General features: G+C 69.1%; 17 protein-coding genes. 3 read left to right on the top strand and 14 right to left on the bottom strand.

All coding sequences use genetic code 11. From position 1 onward, the window contains the following. Window positions 1-135: 135 nt before the first annotated feature. The 5 genes from yajC to PSR88_RS34995 all read right to left on the bottom strand — a co-directional run bounded on the left by yajC (window position 136) and on the right by PSR88_RS34995 (window position 3,800). On the bottom strand, window positions 136-513 hold the full coding sequence (yajC, locus tag PSR88_RS35015) for a preprotein translocase subunit YajC (protein ID WP_009480138.1): 378 nt from the start codon (window positions 511-513) through the stop codon (window positions 136-138). A gap of 136 nt (window positions 514-649) precedes the next feature. Continuing rightward, a complete protein-coding gene (gene ruvB, locus PSR88_RS35010) occupies window positions 650-1,747 on the bottom strand; it encodes a Holliday junction branch migration DNA helicase RuvB (RefSeq protein ID WP_009480137.1) in 1,098 nt (365 codons plus the stop codon). Next, on the bottom strand, window positions 1,744-2,346 hold the full coding sequence (gene ruvA, locus PSR88_RS35005; RefSeq protein ID WP_009480136.1) for a Holliday junction branch migration protein RuvA: 603 nt from the start codon (window positions 2,344-2,346) through the stop codon (window positions 1,744-1,746). The genes ruvB and ruvA overlap by 4 nt, the downstream gene beginning before the upstream one ends. Next, window positions 2,343-2,912 (bottom strand): crossover junction endodeoxyribonuclease RuvC, encoded by a 570-nt coding sequence (ruvC, locus tag PSR88_RS35000; protein ID WP_011598636.1) that lies wholly within the window; start codon window positions 2,910-2,912, stop codon window positions 2,343-2,345. The genes ruvA and ruvC overlap by 4 nt, the downstream gene beginning before the upstream one ends. Window positions 2,913-3,047: 135 nt before the next feature. Then, window positions 3,048-3,800 carry a YebC/PmpR family DNA-binding transcriptional regulator gene (locus PSR88_RS34995; protein ID WP_011598635.1) on the bottom strand — a complete coding sequence of 251 codons (753 nt, stop codon included), beginning with the start codon at window positions 3,798-3,800 and terminating at the stop codon, window positions 3,048-3,050. 144 nt (window positions 3,801-3,944) lie between these two features. Here PSR88_RS34995 and PSR88_RS34990 point away from each other — a divergent pair, with 144 nt between their 5' ends. Both PSR88_RS34990 and PSR88_RS34985 read left to right on the top strand, forming a co-directional pair. After that, entirely contained in the window at window positions 3,945-4,301 is a 357-nt protein-coding gene (locus PSR88_RS34990) for a GntR family transcriptional regulator (protein ID WP_009480133.1), read from the top strand. After that, window positions 4,298-5,212 carry a hypothetical protein gene (locus PSR88_RS34985; protein WP_011598634.1) on the top strand — a complete coding sequence of 305 codons (915 nt, stop codon included), beginning with the start codon at window positions 4,298-4,300 and terminating at the stop codon, window positions 5,210-5,212. The genes PSR88_RS34990 and PSR88_RS34985 overlap by 4 nt, the downstream gene beginning before the upstream one ends. On the opposite strand, the gene pdxT is transcribed toward PSR88_RS34985, so the two are convergent. Both pdxT and PSR88_RS34975 read right to left on the bottom strand, forming a co-directional pair. Beyond that, window positions 5,209-5,817, bottom strand: coding sequence for a pyridoxal 5'-phosphate synthase glutaminase subunit PdxT (pdxT, locus tag PSR88_RS34980; protein WP_009480131.1), 609 nt, complete (start codon window positions 5,815-5,817; stop codon window positions 5,209-5,211). The two genes, PSR88_RS34985 and pdxT, sit on opposite strands and share 4 nt — an antisense overlap. Then, window positions 5,814-6,668, bottom strand: a complete 855-nt coding sequence (locus tag PSR88_RS34975; RefSeq protein ID WP_009480130.1) for an acyl-CoA thioesterase — start codon at window positions 6,666-6,668, stop codon at window positions 5,814-5,816. Before PSR88_RS34975 ends, pdxT begins: the two co-directional genes overlap by 4 nt. A 56-nt stretch (window positions 6,669-6,724) precedes the next feature. Between PSR88_RS34975 and PSR88_RS34970 the strand changes: the two genes are divergently transcribed. Further along, a complete protein-coding gene (locus tag PSR88_RS34970; protein ID WP_011598633.1) occupies window positions 6,725-7,348 on the top strand; it encodes a hypothetical protein in 624 nt (207 codons plus the stop codon). A gap of 6 nt (window positions 7,349-7,354) precedes the next feature. Here PSR88_RS34970 and PSR88_RS34965 read toward each other — a convergent pair whose 3' ends face one another. The 7 genes from PSR88_RS34965 to PSR88_RS34935 form a co-directional block, all read right to left on the bottom strand. Continuing rightward, window positions 7,355-8,176: an acyl-CoA thioesterase gene (locus tag PSR88_RS34965; RefSeq protein ID WP_011598632.1), complete on the bottom strand. Its 822-nt coding sequence runs from the start codon at window positions 8,174-8,176 to the stop codon at window positions 7,355-7,357. Window positions 8,177-8,335: 159 nt separating this feature from the next. After that, window positions 8,336-9,238 (bottom strand): pyridoxal 5'-phosphate synthase lyase subunit PdxS, encoded by a 903-nt coding sequence (gene pdxS / locus PSR88_RS34960; RefSeq protein WP_011598631.1) that lies wholly within the window; start codon window positions 9,236-9,238, stop codon window positions 8,336-8,338. A 152-nt stretch (window positions 9,239-9,390) separates the two neighbouring features. Continuing rightward, complete coding sequence (locus PSR88_RS34955; protein WP_011598630.1) at window positions 9,391-10,413, bottom strand: NUDIX hydrolase; 1,023 nt, start codon at window positions 10,411-10,413, stop codon at window positions 9,391-9,393. Continuing rightward, window positions 10,410-11,537, bottom strand: a complete 1,128-nt coding sequence (locus PSR88_RS34950; protein ID WP_009480125.1) for a glycosyltransferase family 4 protein — start codon at window positions 11,535-11,537, stop codon at window positions 10,410-10,412. Before PSR88_RS34950 ends, PSR88_RS34955 begins: the two co-directional genes overlap by 4 nt. After that, window positions 11,534-12,439 carry a phosphatidylinositol mannoside acyltransferase gene (locus tag PSR88_RS34945; protein WP_011598629.1) on the bottom strand — a complete coding sequence of 302 codons (906 nt, stop codon included), beginning with the start codon at window positions 12,437-12,439 and terminating at the stop codon, window positions 11,534-11,536. The genes PSR88_RS34950 and PSR88_RS34945 overlap by 4 nt, the downstream gene beginning before the upstream one ends. Next, a complete protein-coding gene (gene pgsA, locus PSR88_RS34940; protein ID WP_011598628.1) occupies window positions 12,436-13,101 on the bottom strand; it encodes a phosphatidylinositol phosphate synthase in 666 nt (221 codons plus the stop codon). Before pgsA ends, PSR88_RS34945 begins: the two co-directional genes overlap by 4 nt. A gap of 79 nt (window positions 13,102-13,180) precedes the next feature. Further along, complete coding sequence (locus PSR88_RS34935; protein ID WP_005240964.1) at window positions 13,181-13,756, bottom strand: HIT family protein; 576 nt, start codon at window positions 13,754-13,756, stop codon at window positions 13,181-13,183. Window positions 13,757-13,761 lie beyond the last annotated feature (5 nt).

Below are 13,761 nucleotides of genomic sequence, written 5' to 3'. Positions count from 1 at the left end.
GTCTCCTCAGTACGTGCAGTTCGGGTGGGAACGTTCACAGCGCACCGGACCGGCAGACGCAGGGCTGTGCCCCGGTTGCCGCGCCCGGGGCGCCTGCGACGCGACGGCTGCGCGGGTACGCCGCGGAAGCGTCGATCAATCCTTGTTCAGGCGCGGCGGGGTGTCGCCGCCGTTCTCACGATCCTCGCGGACGATGTCGGTGGCGGGGGCCTCGGCGTCGATCGACTCGTGGTCGATGGAACCGCTGCCCTGCAGCGGGGCGTCGACGATCTGCTCGCGGACGACGAGACGCGACCACGTGGTGACCACGCCGGGAGCGATCTCGAGGTCGATCGTCTCGTCGCCGAGTGCGACGACGGTGCCGTGCAGACCGGCAGTCGTGAGGATGCGGTCACCGACCGAGAGCGAGTCCTGCAGAGCGGTCACCTTGGCCGCCTCCTTCTTCTGTCGGCGGATCCCCAGGAACATGGGGACGAGCAGCGCCAGAATCAGGAGCGGGAAGAGAAAATCCATCTGTAAGTCAACCTCGAGGTATGTCGCACGGTCCGAAGCACTGGTCCCGGTTGGACCGATGCAATACACCAGTGTGCCATCACCGGCCCGGACACCGGTTCGCTCGGCACGAGGCGGGCGTTTCTCCGGGGGTCGATCAGGGGTCTTGCGGATCGAACAGGGATGCCTGCGGTTCGTTGACGCGGACCTCGATTCCGCCGGTCACAGCGTCCGGCGGCGGGGTCAGGCCCAGTTGCGTCCACGCGGCGGCCGTGGCGACACGGCCGCGGGGTGTCCGGGCGATCATTCCGGCGCGGACGAGGAAGGGCTCACACACCTCCTCGACGGTGGCGGGTTCCTCACCCACCGCGACGGCCAGGGTGGACACTCCGACCGGGCCGCCGCCGAAGCTGCGCACGAGGGCGCTGAGGACGGACCGGTCGAGGCGGTCGAGTCCCAGCTGGTCGACGTCGTAGACGGCGAGAGCGGCGTGGGCGATCTCGCGGGTGACGACGCCGTCCGCCCGGACCTCGGCGTAGTCGCGGACACGGCGGAGGAGGCGGTTCGCGATGCGGGGCGTGCCTCTGGACCTGTTTGCGATCTCGGCGCCGGCCTCCTCGCCGAGTTGCACGCCGAGAATGCCAGCCGATCGCATGAGGATCTGCTGCAGTTCCGCGGGTTCGTAGAAGTCCATGTGGGCGGTGAACCCGAATCGGTCGCGCAGCGGCCCGGTGAGCGCCCCCGAGCGAGTGGTGGCCCCTACCAGGGTGAACGGTGCGACCTCGAGGGGAATGGACGTGGCGCCGGGGCCCTTGCCGACCACGACGTCGACCCGGAAGTCTTCCATCGCGAGGTAGAGCATCTCTTCGGCCGGCCGGGCGATGCGGTGGATCTCGTCGATGAACAGCACGTCGCCCTCGACGAGATTGCTCAGCATCGCGGCCAGGTCGCCCGCCCGTTCCAGCGCCGGACCCGACGTCAGCCTCAGCGACGAGCCCAGTTCGGCGGCGATGATCATCGCCATGCTGGTCTTTCCCAGGCCGGGCGGGCCCGAGAGGAGGATGTGGTCGGGGGTGCCGCCGCGCATCTTGGCGCCGGTCAGGACGAGCTGCAACTGCTCCCTGACCCGCGGTTGCCCGATGAAGTCGTGGAGGTTCTTCGGGCGCAGGCTGGCCTCGATGTCGCCGTCGCCGGCGACGAGATCGGCCGAGACCGGGGACTCCTCGTCGTAGTCGCCCCCGGGTTCGGGATTCATCTGGTCTTCCCGAGCAGCGAGAGGGCGGAGCGCAGCGCCGTGGAGGTGGTCGACTCGGGCGCCTCTGCGAGGACGGAGTCGGCGGCCTGCTCGGCCTGCTTGGCCGGGAATCCGAGCCCGACGAGGGCTTCGACGATCTGGTCGCGGACCGACCCGCCGCCGCCCGCACCGAGCGGCACCGCCCCGGACGTGGACGCGACCGCGTCCACCTTGTCGCGCAGTTCGACGACCATCCGCTCCGCCCCGCGCTTGCCGATGCCCGGCACCCGCGTGAGTGCCGTGACGTTGCCCTCGGCCAGTGCCGCCCGCAGCGCGTCGGGTTCGAGGACGGCGAGGGTGGCCATCGCCAGGCGGGGGCCGACTCCCGACACCGTCTGGAGCAGCCCGAACAACTCCTTGGACTCCGAGTCGGGGAAGCCGTACAGCGTCATCGAGTCCTCGCGGACGATCATCGCCGTGACCAGCCGGGCCTCGGATCCCCGTTGCAGTCCGCCGAGGGTGGCCGGCGTCGCGTTCACGCGGTAGCCGACTCCGGCGGATTCGATCACCGCATGGTCGAGGGCGATCTCGAGCACCTCGCCGCGGACGGACGCGATCATCGTGTACCTGCCTTCTTCACTTCGGCCAGTCGGGCCTGGTAGCGACGTTTCTGTTCGGCGGCCGCGGCTTCGGCGCGGGCCATGCGTTCGATCATCGGCGCCCGCCAGCAATGGCAGATCGCCAGCGCCAGCGCGTCCGCCGCGTCGGCCGGTTTGGGTGCGGCCGCCAGTTTGAGGATGCGCGTCACCATCGCCGTCACCTGAGCTTTGTCTGCCGAGCCACTCCCCGTGACGGCAGCCTTGACCTCGCTGGGGGTATGGAAACACACGGGGATGCCGCGGCGCGCGGCGGCGAGGGCGACCACGCCACCCGCCTGCGCGGTGCCCATCGCGGTGCGCACGTTGTGCTGGGAGAATACCCGCTCGATCGCCACGACCTCGGGCCTGTGCAGATCGATCCACGATTCGGCCGCTTCGGAGATACGCAGCAGCCTGGAGGACAACTCGAGGTCTGCCGGGGTCCGGACCACGTCGACGGCGATCGGGGTGACGGTGCGGCCGCCGCCGCCGTCCACCACTCCGAATCCGCACCGGGTCAGACCGGGATCCACACCCAGCACACGCACGCAAAGCCACCTCTCCCACGCCGAACAGCTGTTCGATAGCTTAGCCGTGGGGTCGGACGAGTCGGCGCATCAACACGCAGGACGAGCCGGGGCGGACGAGCACCGCTCCCCCGACCCGTGCCGTGCGTCGTGCGATCAGTCGTCGAGCTCCGCCAGCACCTCGTCGGACAGGTCGACGTTGGTGTAGACGTTCTGCACGTCGTCGGACTCCTCGAGCGCGTCGACGAGCTTGAACACCTTGCGGGCTCCGTCGGCGTCGACCGGGACCTCGACGGACGCACGGAAGTCGGCCTCGGCGGAGTCGTAGTCGATTCCCGCCTCCTGCAGTGCGCTGCGGACGGCGACGAGGTCGGTGGGCTCGCTCACGATCTCGAACGTGTCGCCGAGGTCGGTGACCTCCTCGGCACCCGCATCGAGGACCGCCATCAGCACGTCGTCCTCGCTCTGGTCACCCTTCTCCAGGGTGACGACGCCCTTGCGCGTGAACAGGTAGGACACGGAACCCGGGTCGGCCATGTTGCCGCCGTTGCGGGTCATCGCGGTACGCACCTCGCCGGCCGCACGGTTGCGGTTGTCGGTCAGGCACTCGATGAGGACGGCGACACCGTTGGGTCCGTAGCCCTCGTACATGATGGTCTGCCAGTCGGCGCCGCCCGCTTCTTCACCGGCGCCGCGCTTGCGGGCGCGCTCGATGTTGTCGTTGGGGACCGACGTCTTCTTGGCCTTCTGGATGGCGTCGTACAGGGTGGGGTTTCCCGCAGGATCGCCACCGCCGGTACGGGCCGCCACCTCGATGTTCTTGATCAGCTTCGCGAAGGCTTTGCCACGCTTGGCATCGATCACAGCCTTCTTGTGCTTGGTGGTGGCCCATTTGGAGTGGCCGCTCATGCGATTCAAGCCCCTTTCCTGCTGCCTTTGGCACGCCGAATGCGCGGTTTCAGCTTTGACGATGTTACCCGCAGCCCGGCCGCCCCTGTGCGTTCCCGGGGTAACAACTCGCATAAGTCGCCATTATTTGCATAGAATGCAAACATGTTGATGCGGGTCGACCACAGCTCCACCACCCCACTGGGCGAACAGATCGCGGCCAATGTGCGCGGCGCGTTCCTGCGCGGGGAGATCGGCGCGGGCGATCGGCTCCCCTCCGCCCGGGCACTGGCCGAATCCATCGACGTCAACCTCCACACCGTGCTGCGCGCGTACGCCGCGCTGCGCGACGAGGGCCTGATCGACCTCCGCCGGGGCCGGGGCGCGGTCGTCCGCGCCGACACGGACCCGGTTCACACCGGATTGACCGAAGCCGCACGCACTTTCGTGTCCGAGGCACGACGCCTCGGACTCGACACCGAACAGATGCTCGACCTGATCAAGGAGACCACCAGACAATGACGACCTCCCGAACGCGCCGGCTCGCCGCGACCTCGGCTGTCCCCCTTCTCGCGCTGGTGATCGCGAGACTCGCGTGGAGCGGCGAACTGCCGCCGGTGGTGGCCAGCCACTGGTCCGGCACCGAACCCGACCGGTTCAGCGACACGACCACCTACTTCTGGATCGCTCTCGCCGTCTGCGCGGCCGCCGCCGTGATCGCGGGCGTCGTGGCGGCGCGGGTCCGCACCGACGCCGCGCTCTGGCTTCCCGCCACCGTTCTCGTCGGGTGGACGGTGGCCACGGCCTGGATCGTCAGCGTCGCTGCCACGATCGAGGCGGGCTCGCCCGAAGCGGCGACGCTGGGCTGGTGGATCGTCGTTCCCCTCTTGGGAATCGTGTGGGCCATCGCCGCTTTCGCCCTGCTCCCCCGGACGCCGCACTCCCCGGAGAACGGTGCGGCGCCGACGCTGCCCGTCCCCCTGGCGCCCGGCGAGCGCGCATCGTGGACCGGTTATGCCCGCGGGCGGTGGGCGGGCGTGCTCGCTCTCGCCATGACCCTGGCCGCCGTCGTCTCCGCGCTGGTGGGAGCGCTCTGGCTCGCCGTCCTGTTCGTCGTCCTGGCGGTCGCCGGCGGCGGCTTCGCCTCCGTGACCGTGCAGATCGACCGCACAGGACTGACCCTGTCGTCGTGGAACATCCGCTGGCGGAAGATCCCGCTCGACTCCATCGACGAGGCCCGGGTCACCGAGATCCGGCCCACGGAATGGGGCGGCTGGGGCTACCGCTTCACGCCGCGCGGGACCGTGGTCGTGATCCGCGCCGGCGAGGGCATCGTGCTGAACCGCACCGGCGGCCGCCCGTTCGCGGTCACCGTGGACGGCGCCGCGCAGGGTGCGGCGCTCCTCAACACACTCGCCGCGCCCCGTCCCTAGACCCCGCGGACGATGTCGACGAACAGCTCGTGCACCCGCCGGTCGCCGGTCACCTCCGGGTGGAACGACGTGGCCACCACGGCGCCCTGCCGGACGGCCACGATCCGTCCGGCGGCCGCGCCACCCGACTCGGGCACGCGGGCAAGGACCTGGACGTCGTCGCCGACGCGCTCCACCCACGGAGCCCGGATGAACACGGCCCGCATCGGGTCGCCGACGATGCCCTCGAATTCGAGGTCGGACTCGAAGGAGTCGACCTGACGACCGAAGGCGTTGCGGCGCACCGTCATGTCGATCGCACCGAGGTGCTGCGCGTCGGGTCTCGTGTCGAGGATCTCGCTCGCGAGGAGGATCATCCCGGCGCAGGACCCGTAGGCGGGCAACCCGTCGCGCAGGCGCGCCTTCAGCGGTTCGAGCAGTTCGAAGATCTGCAGCAGCTTGCTCATGGTCGTCGACTCGCCGCCCGGGATGACGAGGCCGTCGATCTTCTCGAGCTCCTCCGGGCGGCGGATGCCGACGGCATCCGCACCCGAATCATTCAGTGCGGCAAGGTGTTCACGGACGTCACCCTGCAGGGCGAGTACTCCGACGAGGGGACGGGTCATGCCATGTTTCCTGTCTCGATGTCGCGCTTGTCCTGATCGCGCTGGATACGGGTCAACCCCTCCTGGACGACGGCGGCGACCATGGTGCCGTTCCGGTCGAACATGCGGCCCTGGGTGAGGGCGCGGCCGAAGCCGGCGGAGGGTGAGGTCTGGTCGTAGAGCAGCCACTCGTCGGCGCGGAACGGGCGCATGAACCACATGGCGTGATCGAGCGACGCCGTCTGCGTGACCACTCCGGGGTGCGGGACCTTCGACGCACCGAGGAGCGTCATGTCACTGAGATAGGCGAGGGTGCAGATGTGGAAGACCTGATCGTCCGGCAGCTTGCTGCGGTACCGCATCCACACCCGTTGCTGCGCGGCGATTCCGGGAGTCTTCCCGGTGGAGCCGGCCGGAACGATACGGACGTCCCATTCCTTCCACTCCCGGTAGAGATCGGTGGCGGCGAACTCCTCGAGGGTCTGGGCGTCGACGAGCTCTTCGGGCGCGGGGACGGACGGCATCGTGTCCTGATGCTCGATGCCCTCGTCCTCGGTGTGGAACGACGCCGACATGGTGAAGATCGCCTTGCCGTCCTGGATTCCGGTGACGCGCCTCGTGCAGAAGGATCTGCCGTCCCGGATCCGGTCGACCAGGTAGACGGTGGGTTTCGCCGGATTTCCTGGGCGCAGGAAGTACCCGTGCAGGGAGTGGACTTTGAATGCCTCGTCAACGGTACGGACCGCGGACACCAGCGACTGACCCGCGACCTGCCCGCCGAACGTCCGCTTCAGAACAGACGGATGAACCGCGCCGCGGAAGATGTCCTTCTCCAGCGCTTCGAGTTCGAGAACGTCCTCGATGCTCGCCATGAGCCCTCCTTCTGTGCCTGGTCAAGGTTATCCGCCCGGTTCGGGCTCGAGGCACCATGGGTGCCATGACGATGTTCACACCGACGAGCCCGGACGGTCTCGTCGCCCTCGTCTCCGAACGCTGCCTCGCCGTTCACGGCACCGCCGTCGTCGCGATCGACGCTCCGGACGGCGCGCACCCCCTGCCCCTCGCGGACGCGGTGTGCGCGTCGCTGCGGGAGCGGGGCCGCCCGTGTGACGTCGTGTCGCTCCACGACTACGTCCGGCCCGCCTCCCTGCGGTTCGAGCACGGGCGCGACGACGAACTCAGCTACCGCACCCTCTGGTTCGACTACGACGCCCTGGACCGGGAGGTGGTGCGGTCGGTCCGCACCGACCGCCGGTGGTTGCCGCGCCTGTGGGACGAGGCCGAGGATCGCTCCGCCCGCTGCGCCCGCGTTCCCGCGGCCGACGGTCAGGTGCTTCTCGTCGTCGGCCCGATGCTGCTGGGCCGGGATCTCGACTTCGACGTCACCGTGCAACTTCATCTGGGTGAAGGCGCCCTGATGCGCCGAACCCCGGCCGATCAACGCTGGACCGTGCCCGCACTGCTCCGCCGTGCCGCCGACGTCACGGTCGAACCCGACCTGCTGGTGCGGTACGACCATCCGCCGAGGCCAGCCGTCCGGGCGGGTCGCTGAGGCCTCTCACGTCGTGCGCAGGAACCGGGTCAGCCCTTCCTGCACGACGGCAGCGACCAGGTTGCCCTTCCGGTCGAAGATCCGGCCCTGCGCGAGCGCCCGCCCGAATCCGGCGGACGGTGACGTCTGGTCGTACAGTAGCCACTCGTCGGCCCGGAACGGGCGCAGGAACCACAGTGCGTGATCGAGTGAGGCACCGTTGATCTCGACACCGGGGTGCGGGGTCATGGCGGAACCGATCAGCGTCATGTCGCTCATGTAGGCCAGCGCGCAGACGTGGAAGACGGGGTCGTCGGGCAGCGTCTTGCGGGACCGGAACCACGCCTGCTGCTGAGCGGCCGCACCGCGCCTGCGGTCGACCTCGCCGTGGCCGACCATCCGGATGTCCCAGTCTGACCACTCCTGGGCGAGCCAGGCGATCTCCGGGTCGGCCGAGTCACTGGCGAACGGCAGCGTATCGGGCGGCGGGACCACGGGCATCTCGTCCTGGTGCTCGATGCCCTCGTCCTCGACCTGGAATGACGCCGACATCGTGAAGATCGCCTGACCGTCCTGGACGGCGTTGACCCGCCGGGTGACGAACGACCGACCGTCCCGGATGCGGTCCACCAGGTACACGATCGGCATCGTGGGGTTTCCGGGACGGAGGAAGTAGCCGTGCAGCGAATGCACCATGAATCGGGGGTCGACGGTGCGGACCGCCGCCACCAGCGCCTGACCGGCCACCTGCCCACCGAACGTGCGGGAAAGCATGGTCTCGGTCGCTATGCCTCGGAAGATGTTCTCCTCGAGGCGTTCCACTTCCAGGATCTCTTCGATCGTCGCCATCCACGGCCCCTTCCGATGCTCGTCCGCTGACACTCTCACACGGGTCCCGGGCACCGGCGCACCGCACCGCACGAGGCCCGGGTCGGGGCCTCGTGCGGTGCGAACGGAAGTAGTGCGGCGCCAGGAGCGCCGCGATCGATCACAGATCGATCGCGGGGATCACCAGCCGCGTTCGGCGAGCCGGTGCGGGACGGGGATGTCGTCGACGTTGATCCCGACCATCGCCTCACCCAGCCCACGGGAAACCTTCGCCAGCACATCCGGGTCGTCGAAGAACGTGGTCGCCTTCACGATCGCCGCGGCCCGCTCCGCCGGGTTACCCGACTTGAAGATCCCCGACCCGACGAACACACCCTCCGCACCGAGCTGCATCATCATCGCCGCATCCGCCGGGGTGGCGATGCCACCGGCAGTGAACATCGTGACCGGCAACTTCCCGGCCTTGGCGACCTCGACGACCAGATCGTACGGCGCCTGCAACTCCTTCGCCGCCACATACAGCTCGTCCTCGCTGAGCGAGGTCAACCGGCGGATCTCCCCACCGATCGTCCGCATGTGCGTGGTCGCGTTCGACACGTCACCGGTACCGGCCTCCCCCTTGGACCGGATCATCGCCGCACCCTCGGTGATCCGCCGCAGCGCCTCACCGAGATTGGTGGCACCACACACGAACGGGACGGTGAACTGCCACTTGTCGATGTGATTGGCGTAGTCGGCCGGGGTCAGCACCTCCGACTCGTCGACGTAATCGACCCCGAGGGACTGCAGGATCTGCGCCTCCACGAAGTGCCCGATCCGGGCCTTGGCCATCACCGGGATCGACACCGCGGAGATGATGCCGTCGATCATGTCCGGATCACTCATCCGGGACACCCCACCCTGCGCCCGGATGTCCGCGGGCACCCGCTCGAGCGCCATCACCGCGACCGCACCGGCATCCTCGGCGATCTTCGCCTGATCGGGGGTGACGACGTCCATGATGACCCCGCCCTTCAACATCTCGGCCATGCCACGCTTGACGCGTGCCGTACCGGTGGTGGGGGTGGTGTCGGGGGTGCTCACAGCGAACTCCTGGGTTGTGGCGTGGATTGACTTCGATAACGGCATACGTGAGCGACGACGTTCACGCTGCAGTACCCGATTCTAGGACGAGGGGCCGTCCACTTCCGTAGCCAGTCGGCAATTGCTGGCTTTCTCCGGGCTCCCGGGACGGCTCAGGTGATCGCGCGCACCTCGGGTTCGTCCGCGGCCGAGGCCACCGCGCCTGCCTCGTCGAGGAGATCCGCGAGGTCGTGCGGGTACACGGCTTCCCCTGCTGCCGCCAGTTCACGAACCGTGTCCGCGGTGCACCACCGGTGACCGGTGATGGTGCGGTTCTCGAGTTCGGTGAAGCCCCCGTGGTGCGGCTCGAACCCGCCGGTGCGCAACGCGAAGAACAGTTCCTCGGAGCGGATCAGCTGCCCGTTCCAGGAGAAGATGGCAACCCGCCGCCACATGGGTCCGCGCAGCGATTCGGGCGACGCGGTGTGCCCCGTCTCCTCGGCGATCTCCCGGACCGCGGCGGCCCGCAGGTTCTCCCCCTTCTCGACGGCGCCACCGATCGTGAACCAGTAGTAGACGTCAGGGACGGTGGGGTCGTGACCCCGGAGCAGCAGGACCCGGCCCTCACGGTCGAGCAGCACCACCCGGGCTGATGTCCGGACGGAATCGAGGGACAGACCCTCGGTGAACGCCGCGGCGGACGAGCGTTCGGTGATCTCGAAGTACGTCGGCAGCGGGGCCGTGCCCCCGAGGTGCAGCCATCGGACCGGACGCCGGGTGCGGAGTGCGAGGGTGTCGCGGACGGCGTCGTTGTGGAAACGGCGGGCGATCAGCACCCGCGCCTCCGAATCGGCGAGTTCCGCCACCAACTGGGGACGCAGCGCCTCCGGATCGAGGGACGAGAGTGCACTCGACAACGCATTCTCGGCGATCTCCCGGTCGGCCCGGTCCGACCGTTCGGCCCGGGCCGCCAGCGCGGCCAGCGACCTGCCCTCGGGCGGGTCCATCGCCGCGGCCGCCGCCCGCACGACCACCGCCCGGCGGGCGAGGGCCGCGTCGAGAGCCTGCCAGGACAGGTCGGAGCGAACGTGCAGGCGGTCGAGGCGGTTGGCCGTTCCGTACGCCCACAGGCCGATCGCCAGGACGACGGCCGCGACCAGGGCGAGGACCAGGATCGTGAGGGCGGAGAACGTCACGAGCCGACCTCCCGGACGCCGTCGCGGCCGACGGTGACCGTCTCGTAGACACGCAGGATCTGTTCGGCCACCACCGGCCAGTCGTATTCGGTGACCACCGTCCGGCCGACATCGGTGAGCGCGGCGCTGCGCTCGGGGTCACCGAGCACCGAGTCGATCCCGGCGGCGAGCGCCGCCACATCCCCGACCGGCACCAGCACGCCTGCCTGCCCGTCCCGCAGGACCCGGCGGAACGCGTCCAGTTCGCTCGCCACGACGGCAGCTCCCGCGGCCATCGCCTCCACCAGCACGATGCCGAAGCTCTCACCCCCGAGGTTGGGGGCGCAGTACACGTCGGCGCTCCGCAGTGCCGACGCCTTCTCGGCATCGTCGACCTGGCCCAGCAGACGCAGGTGCCCGAAGACCGGGCCGGCCTCGCGGCGCAGCTTGTCCTCGTCGCCGCGTCCGACCACCAGCACCTCGAGGTCGGGATACTTCTCCACCAGAGCGGGCAGCGCCTTGAGGAGCACCGCCATGCCCTTGCGGGGCTCGTCGTAGCGGCCGAGGAAGAGGATGGTCTTTCCCGGACGCGGGTAGCCGGGCAGCGGCTCGGCGTTCGCGAACGCCTGGACGTCGACCCCGTTGGGGATCTCGACCGCATCGGAGCCCAGTGATTCCACCTGCCAGCGTCGGGCGAGTTCCGACACCGCGATGCGGCCGCTGATCCTTTCCAGGTAGGGCTGGAGAACACCCTGAAACGTGCTCAGCACCAACGACTTCGTGGTCGATGTGTGGAAAGTGGCCACGATGGGCCCCTCGGCCACGCGCATGGCGAGCATGGACAGGCTCGGCGCGTTCGGCTCGTGGATGTGCAGGACGTCGAAGTTGTTGTCCGAGATCCAGCGCCGCACGCGGGCGCTCGCGGCGGGGCCGAAACTCAGCCGGGCCACCGAACCGTTGTAGGGAATGGCGAGGGCGCGCCCCGCGGAGACGACGAAGTCGGGCAGGTCGACGTCGTCGGACGCCGGCGCGAGGACGCTCACCTTGTGCCCGCGCTCGATCAGAACCTCCGCGAGGTCGACGACGTGGGCCTGCACTCCGCCCGGGACGTCGAACGAGTACGGGCAGACCATTCCGATCTTCACGAGTTCTCCATGCGGGAGAGCCTCGACTGGGACAGGTCGGAGAGCCACAGCGGCTGAAGCATGTGCCAGTCCTCGGGATGTGCCGCGATGTTGGCCTCGAACCGATCCGCCAGGGCCTGAGTCGCCGCGGCAACCCCCGCGGTGGTGTCGATCGGCGGGTCGATGCGGAAACCCCACCCGCCGTCCGTGAACCAGCAGTGCACCGGCAGCAGCGGCGCGCCGGTGTCGATCGCCAGCTTCGCGGGGCCGGCGGGCATGCGCGTCGGTTCCCCGAAGAACGTCACCGGGACGCCCTTCTTCGCCAGGTCGCGTTCACCGAGGAGGCACACGATCCCGTTGTCCCGCAGTCGCGCCGACAGTTCCACGAACGGGGGGTTCTCTCCCCCGCTGAGCGGAAAGATCTCGAAACCGAGCCCTTCGCGGTAATCGACGAACCGCCGGTACAGCGACTCCGGCCTCAATCGCTCGGCGACCGTGGACAGCCCGCCCCAGTGCTGGGCGCACCACACACCGGCCATGTCCCAGTTGCCGCTGTGCGGCAGTGCCATGACCGCGCCCCGGCCGGCTTCTTTCGCGGCGTCGAGGTGCTTCTGCCCTTCGATCAGCTCGTCGAGGGCGGCGCCCGTCTTCACGAGGTCCATCGACGGCAGCCGGAAAGCCTCCCGCCAGTAGCGCGCGTAGGACCGCATCGACGCCCGCATCAGGGTGTCCGGCACCTCGTCCGCGGGTACACCGAGCACGCGGGCGAGATTGCGGCGCAACTGTTCCGGGCCGCCGTTCCGGACGGCGAAGTCGGCTCCCCTGTCGAACAGGGCGACCGCGGCCTTCTCGGGCAGCGCACGGACCAGCCGCCAGCCGGTCGCGTACCCCAGGTCGCTGATGCGTTCCGACAGACCGCTCACTGCACGCTCGCCTGTCCGTCTTCCGGCGTCGGGTCCGCAGGCGGGAGGGGCAGCACGTCCCGGGCGCCCGGCGACCGGCGGACGGCCAGTACCCGCTGGAACACGGTGATGACGCTGCCCGCCGACAGCAACCACATCGCGACATGAATGGCCCACGGAACTCCGAGCCCGGTCACGCCGGCACCGACCAGCACGATGACCAGCCGATCGGGTCGTTCGATGAGTCCACCGTCGGCGGACAGCCCACTGGCCTCGGCGCGCGCCTTGGCGTACGAGATCACCTGCGAGGTGACGAGGCACAGCAGAGTCGCGATCAGCAGCGGCTTGCTGTTCTCGTGATAGACCGCCCACCAGGCCAGACCGGCGAAGATCGCACCGTCGGCCACCCGGTCGCAGGTGGCGTCGAGAACGGCACCGTACCGGGTTCCGCCGCCGCGGGCGCGGGCCATGGCACCGTCGAGCATGTCGAACATGACGAACAGCCAGATGAACATCGCTCCCCAGAACAGATGTCCGCTGGGAAACAGCGTGACCGCGCCGGCCACGGTCGCTACGGTGCCGATGACGGTGACGGAATCGGGAGTGAGCCCGGTCTTGACCAGGGCCTTCCCCAATGGTGCCGTCACCTTGGACACGGATGCCCGTCCGAAGAAGCTCAGCACCTCTCCACCCCGTTCTTCACTTCCTGCCAGGAACCCCGCACGCGTGAGCCAGCGACTCCCGCGTCATTCATCTAACGCGTCATTCATTCCAGGCCTTCGCCAGCAGCCCCCGGGTCTCGCGCAGCAACTGCGGCATGACCTTGACCCCGGCGAGGACCGTGATGAAGTTCGCGTCCCCGCCCCAGCGCGGCACGATGTGCTGATGCAGGTGCTCGGCGAGCGAACCACCTGCCGCCGCACCGAGATTGAGACCGACGTTGAAACCGTCCGGCCGCGACACCCGCTTGATCACGCGCAGAGCCTGCTGCGTGAACGACATCAACTCGGCGCTTTCCTCCTCCGTCAGGTCTTCGAGCGCCGCGACCTTGCGGTAGGGAACGACCATCAGGTGCCCCGGGTTGTACGGGTACAGGTTGAGCACCGCATAGACGTGCTCACCCCGGGCGACGATCAACCCGTCCTCGTCGTCCATCTTCGGGATGTCGATGAACGGCTCGTTCGGGGTGTCCCGCGACTTCGGCGCCTCGGCGATGTACGACATGCGGTGCGGCGACCAGATCCGCTGGAGGTGATCGGGTTCGCCGGGGCCGCGGTCGACGAGGCGGCCGGGGCCGCCGAGCATCTCGTCGGCCGTCACGTCGTCACCTCCGGTCATGTGCG

It is taken from the genome of Rhodococcus sp. DK176, assembly GCF_038447315.2.
GTDB classification, from domain to species: Bacteria; Actinomycetota; Actinomycetes; order Mycobacteriales; family Mycobacteriaceae; genus Rhodococcus_F; species Rhodococcus_F jostii_A.
Note: the sequence above shows the minus strand (reverse complement) of the source record. Positions and strands in the feature narration are given on the sequence as shown.